We start from the raw sequence: 11,227 nt of genomic DNA, 5'->3' as shown, positions 1-11,227 counted from the left end.
CCGCCCGCCCAGGCGAAAGCCCAGAAAGGCGGCGGCAGGCCGATCTCGGCAAGCTCTTCTTCCGTCTTCAGCCACAGCTCATGCGCTTCGCTCGCCAGGTTGAGCCGGATCTCCGGCACATGCGGCGGCGTCATCGGGCTGGTATTGTCGCGGATGAAGAGCGCGGGGTCGGTCTTCACGATATCAGCGCGGCGGGTTGTCGAGCCCGCCCATGCGGCAGACCTCGGCCCATTCCTCGTCGGTCACCGGCTGCACGGAAAGCCGCATCGACGTCACTAGCGACATCCTCGACAGCTTCTCGCTCGCCTTCACATCCTTCAGCGTCACCGGCTTCGGCATGTCTCGGACAGCGCGGATGTCGACGCAGTCCCACTTGGGATCACCCTTGGCGGTCGAATCGGGATGCGACAGCGCGCAGACCTCGACGATGCCGACGATCTCCAGCCCGTCATTGGAGTGGTAGAAGAAGCCCTTGTCGCCGATCTGCATGGCACGCATGTTGTTGCGCGCCAGATAGTTGCGAACGCCGGTCCACTCCGTGCCCTTTTCGCCGGCAGCCTTCTGCTGCTCCCAGGACCATGCGGACGGTTCGGATTTGTAAAGCCAGTGCGCCACTTGAATTACGCCTCCGGCTTGTTGAAGACCCAGTTGAAGGGCTTCACCTCGACGCTCTCGAACAGGCCAGCCTTCGCATAGGGATCGGCATTCGCGATTTCGGTAGCCGCCTCGATGGTCTCGGCCTCAACGATCACGAGACTGCCGCAGGGCTTGCCCTCGGCATCGAGAAACGGACCGGCCATTTTCAGCGTGCCGGCTTCGTTGAGCGCGTTGAGATGCTCCAGATGCGTCGGCCGCGTCTCCATGCGGACATTGAGGTGGCCGGGCTTATCCTTGCAGACAAAGGCGAAAAACATGTGAGGTCTCCTATTCGGTCGTGATCGGACGCGTCATCAGCTGGTCGATGGCAGCGGCGATGCCGAGCTTGCCCTCGATGATTGCGGACACCGCGTCGGTGACGGGCATGTCGATATCAAGCGACTTGGCGAGCCGCGACACGACGGCGGCGGCAAACGCCCCCTCGACGAGCTCGCCATGCGCGGGGTCGCGCGTCTCGCCGCGCCCGAGCGCGATGCCGAAACGCAGGTTGCGCGATTGATGGCTGGTGGCGGTCAAGACGAGGTCGCCGAGACCGGACAGACCCGGCACCGTATCGGCCTGCCCGCCCTTGGCAACGACGAAGCGCGACATCTCGGCAAGCCCGCGCGCAATCAGCGCCGCCCGGGCCGAATCGCCGATGCCGGCGCCCTCGACGATACCGCAGGCAATCGCCAGCACGTTCTTCAAGGCGCCGCCCAGCTGCACGCCGATCCTGTCTGACGACGGATAGAGCCGGAAAGTCCGCCCGGAGATCGCCTGCGCCAGCCGCTCGGCGATCTCGCCGTTCTCGGCGGCGACCACCATCGCGGTCGGCAGGCCCTTGGCGATATCGGCCGCGAAGCCCGGCCCGGACAGCACGGCGATAGCATGCCCCGGCAGAGCCTTGGCCAGCATGTCGGTCAACAGATTGCCCGTGGTCTTCTCGATCCCCTTGGCGCAGGTGACCACGACGGCATCCTTAGCCAGGTAAGGTTCATACTGTCGCGCTGCATCGGCCTGCGCCTGCGAAGGCATGGCGAAGAGCACGATGTCGGCATCACCGATCGCATCCGGTTCGGCGGAAAACTGCAGCGTCTCCGGCAACGGAATGCCGGGAAGAGCCGCGTCGTGCAGATGCTCGGCCGCAAGATCGGCCATCAGACCGGGATCGCGGCCGATGAGCGTCACCTTGTGCCGCCCCGTCAGCGCGATCACGGCGGCCAGTGCCGTTCCAAACGCGCCGGCGCCGATGACGGCGATCGTTTCGCTTTCTCCGCTCATGCCTTTGCTCCCCGCTTGCCGAAGCCCAGCAATGTCTCGGCGCTCGAATCGAGCGGCCAGCGCGAACGCGGCTGCACGTCGAGATCATCTGGCTGAACGCCCGTCGCCATCCGCTCCAGTCCGGCCCAGGCGATCATGACGGCGTTGTCGGTGCACAGATGCAGTGGCGGCGCCACGAAGCGGAAACGGTTCTTGTCGCACAACGCCTGCAGCGTGCCGCGCACGACGAGATTGGCGGCAACGCCGCCCGCCACCACCAGCGCCGGCTGCTCGACATCGGGATAGAGCGTCTTGAAGCGTTCCAGCCCGCGCCCGATCCGGTCCTTCAGCGTCCGCGACACGGCATCCTGGAACGAGGCGCAGATATCGGCCACATCCTGGTCCGTCAGCGGCGCGATCTCGGTCGCCGCCTGCCGGACCGCCGTCTTCAGCCCGGAGAAGGAGAAGTTGAGCTTCGCCTCGCCGACCAGCGGCCGCGGAAACTTGAACCGCTGAGGATTGCCCGACTTCGCCACCCGCTCCACGGCCGGCCCGCCCGGATAAGGCAGGCTGAGCAACTTCGCCGTCTTGTCGAAGGCCTCGCCCAGCGCGTCGTCGATCGTCGTGCCCCAGCGCTCATATTCGCCGACCCCGCGCACCAGGATCAGCTGCGTATGCCCGCCGGAAACCAGCAGCATCAGATAGGGAAAGGAAAGTCCGTCCGTCAGCCGCGCCGTCAGCGCATGGCCCTCGAGATGGTTGACCGCATAGAGCGGCTTGCCAGATGCCTTGGCGATCGCCTTGCCGGTCATCAGCCCGACAAGCAGCCCGCCGATCAGCCCCGGACCCGAGGTCGCGGCAATCGCGTCGATATCGGACAGCGACACATTGGCGCGTTTCAAAGCCTCGTCGATCAGCGTATCGAGTGCCTCGACATGGGCGCGCGCGGCGATTTCTGGCACCACGCCGCCATAGGCGCTATGCTCTTCGAGCTGGCTCAGCACCACGTCGGAGCGCACGGTCGGCACGCCCTTCGCATCCCGCTCGACAACGGCGGCGGCGGTTTCGTCGCAGCTTGTTTCGATACCGAGGATACGCAGAAAGGGAGCCATGGTGCCTGATCGTTGATTGCGATGGGTCTGAAACCTGTTTACGAGAAACTCCGGTAACAACGGATCAATGCGGATGCAAACAAAACCTTTCCGGATCGGCACCAGAGGCGGCCCGCTGGCGATCGCCCAGGCAAACGAAGCTCGAGACAGGCTGATGGCCGCCCATAACCTCCCCGAGGAGATGTTCGAGATCGTGGTGCTCTCGACCAAGGGCGACCGCATCACCGATCGCTCGCTATCCGAGATCGGCGGCAAGGGCCTGTTCACCGAGGAGCTGGAAGAGAAGCTCTCAAGCGGCGACCTCGACATCGCCGTGCATTCCTCCAAGGACATGCCGACGACGCTGCCCGAGGGGCTCTGTCTCTCCGCCTACCTGCCGCGCGAAGACATTCGCGATGCTGTCGTAGGCCGCACCGCCGCGAAGCTGATCGACCTGCCGCACGGCGCCACCGTCGGCTCCTCGTCGCTGCGCCGCCAGGCGCTGATCCGCCGCATGCGCCCGGATATCAACGTCATCACCTTCCGCGGCCTCGTCGACACCCGCCTGCGCAAGCTGAACGAAGGCCAGGTCGACGCGACGCTCTTGGCGCTCGCCGGCTTGAAGCGGCTCGGCAAGGTCGAGGTCATCACCGACATCCTCGACCCCGACACCTTCCCCCCGGCACCTGCCCAGGGCGCGATCTGCATCGAAAGCCGCATCGGCGACACGGTGACCGACGCGCTGCTCGCCCCGATCAACGATATCAGGACCTATGACACGGTTTCCTGCGAGCGCGCCTTTTTGGGCGCACTCGATGGTTCCTGCCGCACGCCGATCGGCGGCTATGCGGTCTGCGAGGGCGACCAGATCCGCCTGCACGGCCTGATCATCACTCCCGATGGCCGCAGCCAGCATGCGATCACCATCGACGGCCACCGCCGCGACGCGGTAGCGCTCGGCACCCGGGCCGGCCAGGATATCCGCGCCCGCGCCGGCACCTCGTTCTTCGACAGCTGGAGCTGACGGCGCATGCGCGTGCTCGTCACCCGTCCACCGCATCCGGGCGAGCGCACCGCAAAACGGCTGGCGGAGATGGGACACGAGCCGATCATGCTGCCGCTATCGGCGCCCGCCCACGACCCGGACGCCGCCTTCGCGGCGCTCGCCAATTCCGACGGCCCGATATCCGTCACCAGTGCCGAGGCGATCCGCGTCCTCACCGAACGCCCCGATGACCTCGCCCCATATCTCTCCCGCCCCCTCTACGCCGTCGGCGACGCCACCGCAGACGAAGCAAGAGCAGCGGGCTTCAGAGACGTCACAGCCTCCACCGGCGACGGCGCCGACCTTGCCGAACGCATCGCGCAACGCGACACCGCGCGATCAGACAAGCCCAACCTCCTCTACCTAGCCGGCTTCCCCCGCGCCGAAACCTTCGAGACCCGCGCCGCAGACCTTGGCCTGACCGTCATCACCGTCGAATGCTACCGCATGCGCCGCCTCGACATCCCCGACCGGCTGCTCCGCGAGCTCTTCTCGGCCCACGAACCGGACGCGATCCTCTTCTATTCCCGCCGCACCGCCGAGGATTTCTTCGCGCTGAAGGAAATCTCCGCCAACCTCGACGCCCTCATAGGCGTCCGCCTCCTCTGCCTCAGCCAAGCCATCGCCGACGCGATTCCCCCGACCCTCCAAGGCCAATCCGCCACCCCCGACAGCCCGGATGAGGCAGCCCTGTTGTCGCTTCTGTGAGCGACAGAGCTGTCATTTCAGCAGCTGAGTTTCCGCCCAGGCAACAAACTCCTCAAGCCGAACCAGCGCCCGCGCGGCATCGTCCCGCGACTTCGCGCGTGCCCCATATTGCACCTCGTCCTTCTGCTCCAGAAGCGCCCGAAGGTTTGTCTCCTGATGCTTCGGCAGCGCATTGCCGAGTGCCGCGCGAAGCAGCTTGATCACCGCGCCATGGTCGCCCTGATTGATCTCGCCGCGATACTTCGCGGTGATGGCGTCGGCATAGGCAATGGCGCAATTGATTGATGTCGCGATGGATGGGTTTCCGAGATCGCCCAGGTCCGCCCACGCATTGCTGTTCCGGGCGTCCTTCAGGTAGGCTCGCGCAACGGCAAGCCGCGCCGAGACATAGGCCGCATCCGTCTTCTTGCCTGGCCTCGATCTAACCATCCGCATCGGCCCCAGCCAAGGCGGCAAGCTCCTCCGGTCGCCTGCCCGACAGCACGATCGCATCCGCAACCGCATTGCCCCACCAGGGATCACGATCTCGCGCCAACCGCTCAACATCGGACATATCGAGACCGACGACGCTAGCGACAAAGCCGAGCCGCCCGGAATGCACGGCCAGACTATCCCTGATGGTCTCGACCACCACCGCGAGGTCGCCAGCATCGGCCACGACAGCGACGTCCAGGTCACTTCCAAGCCGATCCTCGCCGCGCGCAACGCTGCCATAGATCCATAAGCTTTTGACCAGCGGCGCCTCGTTGCCGGCGCTATCCTTCACGGCCTCGACGACATCCGCGAACCGCCGATCCTCGGCGGCGAAGAGACTTCGTATCTGGTCTGCGAGATAATGCTCGGCATTCAGCCGATACAGCCGGCTGTATCCCACCCCCTCGGCGAAGATGACTCCGATCTCCTCCAGCGAGAGCAGCCCAAGGCGCGTGCTGCTCTTCGACAAGGCCGCGCGCTGGCTGATATCGGCGGCGGACAACAGCCCGCCATGGCGCGCCAGCACCCGCAGGACACGCACATTCGAATCCACCCCGAAGATGAGGTCGACAGGGTTCCTGATTGCACTCTGCGAAATGGTTCGTGCCATCGCACACAATCCTCAGCGACCTACTGATTGGTTTGACAACAAACCAATCAGTCTAATATTAAACCGATTGGTTCATTGTTAAACCTTCTGTATTGTCTTGGCAACGCCACCCGTTTGCCACCACAAACCAATCCAATTTCAGCCAAGGTCGCGACCTAATTTCGCAAATTTCATCTGGCCTCTTTCCTTCACCGGCCTCACTGACTACTTTCGAACCACTGTAAGAATTATGAGGGTCTCATGGCACCAGGAAATCCGCCCCGCCATTCGAAGAGCACCGACGAGCCGGTCACGATCGACTTGGATGCGCAGGAGATTGCCTCGGAAGAGAGTGCCAGCAAGGACGCGCAACACAATATCGGCAAGACAGCCGACGAGGTAGCCGAAGCACCGCCGGAGACCAGCGAATCGATCGTTCCCGATGAGGGTATCGACGAGAGCGACGCCTCGAAGGCCAAGGCCGACGCTCCTGCCGAAGAGACGGCGGAGCCCTTCGCCTACGACAAGGCGCCCGATCCCGAACTGCCGCCCTATAATCATGCGCCCGAACCCGTGGAGCCCCCCAAGAGCGAGCCGCAGCGCCAACCCGGCGGCACCTCCGGCCTGATCGCCGCCGGCATTGTCGGCGGGCTGATCGCCTTGATCGGCGCCGGCGCCATTCAGTATGCGGGCTTCCTGCCCGGCTCCTCGGCGCCTGAGACGGCTTCACCCGAGATCACCAGCCTCTCCGGCGAAATCGACGGCCTCAAGCAGTCCGTCGCCAACCTCGCCGCCGCACCGCAGGCAGCGCCGGCCAATGATGCGCTCGAAAGCCGCATCGCGGCACTTGAGACCGCCGCCAAGGCACCTAATACAGCCGGCTCTGGCACGGATAGTGCCGCCGTCGATGCGCTGAACCAGAAGATAACCGATCTCAATGCGGAGCTCGACCAGCTGCGCGGCGCCGTCAGCCAGGCGACCGAGCAGCGTGCCAGCAATGGCGCCGAGCTCGAACAGCGCCTCACCGCCGCCGAACAGAAGCTCAACGAGCCGCGCCAGGACGTCGCCGTTGCCAAGGCGATCGCCGCGGCAGGCCTGAAGGCGGCGATCGATCGTGGCGGTCCTTTCGTCGCCGAGCTCGACACCTATGCCGGCGTCTCGCCCGATGATCCCGTCGTCGCCGACCTCAAGAATTTCGCCGAAACAGGCGTGCCCTCGCGCGCCGAGCTGATCCGCCAGGCGCCCGATGTCGCGACCGCGATCGTCGGCAGCGTCAACAAGGCCGACCCGAACGAGAGCTGGTCCGATCGGCTGATGGCTGGCGCCAAGTCGCTGGTCAGCGTTCGCCCGGTCGGCAATATTGAGGGTGAAAGCGTCGAGGCGATTGCCGCGCGCATGGAAGACAAGGTGAAGAACGGCGACCTGCCGGGTGCGGCCAACGAGTGGACCACGCTGCCGGCGGATGCCAAGCAGGCGTCCGCCGCCTTCAAGCAATCGCTGGACGCCCGCATCCGCGTCGAGGAGCTGGTCGGCAGCGCGCTGTCGAAGGCTGTCTCAGGCACCGGTAAGGAGGGCTGAGGATATGATCAGGCTCGTCGTCTTTGCGCTTCTCGTGCTCGCTCTCGGCTATGGCTTCTCCTGGCTTGCCGATCGCCCCGGCGATCTCTCGCTGATCTGGGAGGGCCAGCTTTATCAGACCCGGCTGATCGTCGCCGCCACCGCCATCATCGCGCTGATCGCGGTCGTCATGGTCGCTTGGTGGCTGGTGCGCGTCATCTGGACCTCACCGCACTCCGTCACCCGCTATTTCCGTGCCCGCAAGCGCGACCGTGGCTACCAGGCGCTTTCGACCGGTCTGATCGCCGCCGGCGCCGGCAATGCGCTGATGGCCCGCAAGATGGCCGCCCGCTCGCGCGGCCTGATCCGCGCCGACCAGGAGCCGCTGATCGCGTTGCTCGAAGCCCAGGCAGCCCTCATCGAGGGCCGGCATGACGAGGCCCGCGCCAAGTTCGAGGCGATGGTCGAGGATCCCGAGACTCGCGAACTCGGTCTGCGCGGTCTTTATCTCGAGGCAAAGCGCCTCGGCGCCAACGAGGCCGCCCGCCAATATGCCGAAAAGGCCGCCGACAACGCGCCCTATCTTCCCTGGGCCGCCCAGGCGACGCTCGAATACCGCAGCCAGTCCGGCCGCTGGGACGATGCGATCCGCCTGCTCGAGCAGCAGAAGGCCGCCCGCGTCATCGAAAAGGCCGAGGCCGACCGCCTGCGCGCCGTGCTGCTGACGGCACGCGCCGACGAGAAGCTGGAAAACGATCCTTCAGGCGCCCGCGACGACGCCACCCACGCGTTGAAACTCTCGGCCGATTTCGAGCCGGCCGCGATCATCGCCGCCAAGGCGCTGTTTCGCGAAGACAAGCTGCGCAAGGCAGCCTCCATTCTCGAACAGGCGTGGAAGACCAACCCGCATCCAGAGATCGGCGCCACCTATGTGCGCGCCCGCAGCGGCGATTCGCTCGCAGACCGGCTGAAGCGTGCCGAAAAGCTGGAGGCGCTCCGCCCCAACAACATCGAATCGCTGTTGATCGTCGCCCAGGCAGCGCTCGATATCAGGGATTTCGCCAAGGCCCGCGCCAAGGCCGAGGCCGCCGCCCGCATAGAGCCGCGCGAGGCAGCCTTCCTGCTGCTCGCCGATATCGAGGAAGCCGAGACCGGCGACCAAGGCCGCATCCGCCACTGGCTTGCCCAGGCGCTGAAGGCGCCGCGCGATCCGGCATGGGTGGCTGACGGCTATGTCTCCGACAAATGGCTGCCGCTCTCGCCCGTCACAGGCAAGCTCGACGCCTTCGTCTGGAAGGCGCCGTTCGGCCAGGTCGAAGGCCCGGTCGAGGAAGGCTCCGTCATCTCCATCGACAGCGCGCTGAAGAGCCTGCCGCCGGTGCGCGACGTGAGATCAGAAAGTGCCGCCGGCGATCACCGCATCATCGAGCTCGAGCGCGCCGCCACCATCGCCAAGGCCGCCCGCCCGGTGGCCGAGACGCCGGCAGCACCCGCGCCCGCCAAGCCGAAACCAGCCCCGAAGGAGCCGGCAACCGCGAGCAAACCTGCCGACGCCCCCGAACCGCGCCCCTTCTTCGGCGGCTTGCCGGATGATCCGGGCGTGCGCAATCCATCGGCCGAGCCAGAACCCAAGACACGGCTTCGCCTCTTCTAGCCAAACAGGACCCGTATGTTCGAACGCTTCCAGGCATTTTTTCAGAACCTGACCGCAGACACCCCAAAGAGCAGCTTCGCCCCCGATGATCCCCGCATCGCGGTGGCCGCACTCTGCATGCAGGTCATGGAGGCCGACGGCCAGATCAAGGACAGCGAGAAGAAGCGTCTGCGCACGCTCCTGAAGGACCAGTACGGTCTCGACGGCAAGCAGCTCGACGCGCTGATCGCCGCCGGCCAGGAAGCCGAAAGCGACGCCGTCGATTATTACCGCTTCACCTCAGACCTGAAGCGCCATCTCGACACCGAACAGCGCCTGGAGCTGATCGGCATCCTCTGGGACATCGTCTATGCCGATGGCGAGCGCAGCGAGATGGAGGACGACGCCATCTGGCGCATCGCCGAGCTTCTCGGCGTCTCGGCCCGCGAGCGCATCCAGAAGCGCCAGGAAGCAGCCAAGCGCGTCACCGGCATCGATGTGGTTGAAGACGATGCCGACTGACAGTACAGGCGCGGCGGGCATAGGTGGCGCGGGCACCGGCATTGCCGGCCCCGGCGCCACAGACCCCAACGACCCGGGCTCAAGCATCGAAGGCAAACGCCCCGTCCTGATCGTGCTCCATCAGGAAAGCTCCAGCCCCGGCCGCGTCGGCCAGCTGCTCGCCGCGAAGGGCTATCCGCTCGACATCCGCCGCCCGGTGCTCGGCCAAAAGCTGCCGACAACGCTTGCCGACCATGCCGGCGCCGTCGTCTTCGGCGGCCCGATGAGCGCCAACGATCCCGACGACTTCGTCAAGGCCGAAATCAGCTGGCTCAATGTGCCGCTGAAGGAGAAGAAGCCGCTGCTCGGCATCTGTCTCGGCGCGCAGATGCTGGTGCGCCATCTCGGCGGCAAGGTCGCGGCCAATGCCGACGAGACCACCGAGATCGGCTGGTATCCGCTGCGCGCGACCGAAAAGGGCCGACAGCTGATGCACTGGCCGCGCATGGTCTACCACTTCCACCGCGAAGGCTTCGATCTGCCGCGCGGCGCCGATCTGCTCGCCGAAGGCGACGTCTACCCGAACCAGGCCTTCCGCTACAACGGCCACGCCTGGGCGCTGCAGTTTCACGCCGAACTGACCCGCGCGATGATGCACCGCTGGGTCGTCCACGGCGCCCACCGCTTCATCCTCCCCAACGCCCAGCAGGGCCGCGAGCATCTCGAAGGCCGCATGCTGTTCGACGCGCCGCTGAAGGCCTGGCTTAACGAATTCCTCGATCTCGTCTTCGAGGGCAAGAAGCCTAAATCAGCTCCCTCGGCCAAGGCCACGCTGACGGCCTGATGCGGAGAGCCGCGCGTCGTGCTATGATCGGCGACGTCACTTCGACGGCATTTTAGTAGCAGAAACAGGTTCCGATCCACGATCCGGCCGATTGGTCGCGCCAGGCGCCGCCATGACCGCAGCCATGTCAGGGGAACAGCATGTCGAACTACGAACAGAAGCTTGTCTCGCTGGGCCTCGTCCTGCCCCAGCCGCTGAAACTGCCCTCGCACATGACGCTGCCCTTTCCCTGGGTCAACGTTCGTGGCAACAGGGCCTTCATCTCCGGCCACGGCCCGCAGAACCCCGACGGCTCCCCATCAGGCCCCTTCGGCGTCGTCGGCGATACTGTCACGATCGAGGAGGCCCACGCCTCGGCCCGCAAGGTGGGGCTCGCCATGCTGGGTAGTTTGAAGCGCGAACTCGGCAGCCTCGACCGCATCACCGGCTGGTGCCGCGTGCTGGGCATGGTCAACTGCGCCCCCCACTTCTCCAACCCGCCCGCCGTCATCAACGGCTTCACCGAACTGATCAACGACGTCTTCGGCCAGGACGTCGGCCGCCACGCCCGCTCCGCCATCGGCGTCGCCGGCCTGCCGTTGAATTTTCCTGTCGAGATCGAGGCGGAGGTGATGATTTCGGGGTGAGGGATGAGCGGGCGGGCATTGTGCCGTGGGTTACCCCCCTCTGCCCTGCCGGGCATCTCCCCCACAGGTGGGGAGATTGGCTGGGCGCGGCCGCTCGCCCTACCTCAACGTTTGGTGATGCCGTTGCAACGAGTCGATCTCCCCCCTTGTGGGGGAGATGCCCGGCAGGGCAGTGGGGGGTATCACACGGCAAAACGCCCCCGGGGGTATCTGACAGCGCAACGCCTTGGGTCCCAGGCCACAACGCCCCGGCCCCCCACAGC

Annotated in this window: 13 protein-coding genes and 1 pseudogene; 7 read left to right on the top strand and 7 right to left on the bottom strand. The window is 65.7% G+C overall.

Annotation, left to right across the window (positions count from 1 at the left end; all coding sequences use genetic code 11):
- The 5 genes and pseudogenes from ACCD05_RS30925 to tsaD all read right to left on the bottom strand — a co-directional run.
- Positions 1-179 (bottom strand): annotated as a pseudogene (locus ACCD05_RS30925) (methyltransferase); the annotation flags it as partial.
- 4 nt (positions 180-183) lie between these two features.
- A complete protein-coding gene (locus ACCD05_RS30920; protein WP_413397441.1) occupies positions 184-615 on the bottom strand; it encodes an EVE domain-containing protein in 432 nt (143 codons plus the stop codon).
- Between the two features lie 5 nt (positions 616-620).
- The gene (locus tag ACCD05_RS30915) at positions 621-914 is read right to left on the bottom strand and encodes a YciI-like protein (protein ID WP_047508745.1); all 294 of its coding nucleotides are present in this window, start codon (positions 912-914) and stop codon (positions 621-623) included.
- A gap of 10 nt (positions 915-924) precedes the next feature.
- Complete coding sequence (locus ACCD05_RS30910; RefSeq protein WP_413397438.1) at positions 925-1,917, bottom strand: NAD(P)H-dependent glycerol-3-phosphate dehydrogenase; 993 nt, start codon at positions 1,915-1,917, stop codon at positions 925-927.
- The gene (gene tsaD / locus ACCD05_RS30905; protein ID WP_413397436.1) at positions 1,914-3,008 is read right to left on the bottom strand and encodes a tRNA (adenosine(37)-N6)-threonylcarbamoyltransferase complex transferase subunit TsaD; all 1,095 of its coding nucleotides are present in this window, start codon (positions 3,006-3,008) and stop codon (positions 1,914-1,916) included. The genes ACCD05_RS30910 and tsaD overlap by 4 nt, the downstream gene beginning before the upstream one ends.
- A gap of 73 nt (positions 3,009-3,081) precedes the next feature.
- On the opposite strand from tsaD, the gene hemC reads away from it, so the two are divergent.
- Both hemC and ACCD05_RS30895 read left to right on the top strand, forming a co-directional pair.
- Positions 3,082-4,011 carry a hydroxymethylbilane synthase gene (gene hemC, locus ACCD05_RS30900; protein WP_209234397.1) on the top strand — a complete coding sequence of 310 codons (930 nt, stop codon included), beginning with the start codon at positions 3,082-3,084 and terminating at the stop codon, positions 4,009-4,011.
- 6 nt (positions 4,012-4,017) lie between these two features.
- Positions 4,018-4,740: a uroporphyrinogen-III synthase gene (locus tag ACCD05_RS30895; protein ID WP_413397433.1), complete on the top strand. Its 723-nt coding sequence runs from the start codon at positions 4,018-4,020 to the stop codon at positions 4,738-4,740.
- Between the two features lie 12 nt (positions 4,741-4,752).
- On the opposite strand, the gene ACCD05_RS30890 is transcribed toward ACCD05_RS30895, so the two are convergent.
- Both ACCD05_RS30890 and ACCD05_RS30885 read right to left on the bottom strand, forming a co-directional pair.
- Positions 4,753-5,169: a hypothetical protein gene (locus tag ACCD05_RS30890; protein WP_413397431.1), complete on the bottom strand. Its 417-nt coding sequence runs from the start codon at positions 5,167-5,169 to the stop codon at positions 4,753-4,755.
- Entirely contained in the window at positions 5,162-5,824 is a 663-nt protein-coding gene (locus tag ACCD05_RS30885; RefSeq protein ID WP_413397429.1) for a helix-turn-helix domain-containing protein, read from the bottom strand. Before ACCD05_RS30885 ends, ACCD05_RS30890 begins: the two co-directional genes overlap by 8 nt.
- A 240-nt stretch (positions 5,825-6,064) precedes the next feature.
- Here ACCD05_RS30885 and ACCD05_RS30880 point away from each other — a divergent pair, with 240 nt between their 5' ends.
- The 5 genes from ACCD05_RS30880 to ACCD05_RS30860 all read left to right on the top strand — a co-directional run bounded on the left by ACCD05_RS30880 (position 6,065) and on the right by ACCD05_RS30860 (position 10,964).
- Positions 6,065-7,381, top strand: coding sequence for a hypothetical protein (locus ACCD05_RS30880; protein WP_413397427.1), 1,317 nt, complete (start codon positions 6,065-6,067; stop codon positions 7,379-7,381).
- A gap of 4 nt (positions 7,382-7,385) precedes the next feature.
- Complete coding sequence (locus ACCD05_RS30875) at positions 7,386-9,014, top strand: heme biosynthesis protein HemY (protein WP_413397425.1); 1,629 nt, start codon at positions 7,386-7,388, stop codon at positions 9,012-9,014.
- A 15-nt stretch (positions 9,015-9,029) separates the two neighbouring features.
- Positions 9,030-9,515 carry a TerB family tellurite resistance protein gene (locus ACCD05_RS30870; RefSeq protein WP_413397423.1) on the top strand — a complete coding sequence of 162 codons (486 nt, stop codon included), beginning with the start codon at positions 9,030-9,032 and terminating at the stop codon, positions 9,513-9,515.
- Positions 9,505-10,338: a glutamine amidotransferase gene (locus ACCD05_RS30865; RefSeq protein ID WP_413397421.1), complete on the top strand. Its 834-nt coding sequence runs from the start codon at positions 9,505-9,507 to the stop codon at positions 10,336-10,338. The genes ACCD05_RS30870 and ACCD05_RS30865 overlap by 11 nt, the downstream gene beginning before the upstream one ends.
- A 140-nt stretch (positions 10,339-10,478) precedes the next feature.
- Positions 10,479-10,964, top strand: coding sequence for a RidA family protein (locus ACCD05_RS30860; protein WP_047508761.1), 486 nt, complete (start codon positions 10,479-10,481; stop codon positions 10,962-10,964).
- Positions 10,965-11,227 lie beyond the last annotated feature (263 nt).

Origin of the sequence: Rhizobium sp. Rhizsp42 (assembly GCF_047304155.1) — a bacterium.
Lineage (GTDB): Bacteria > Pseudomonadota > Alphaproteobacteria > Rhizobiales > Rhizobiaceae > Rhizobium.
The sequence above is the reverse complement of the archived record's forward strand: the minus strand, read 5'-3'. Positions and strand labels throughout refer to the sequence as shown.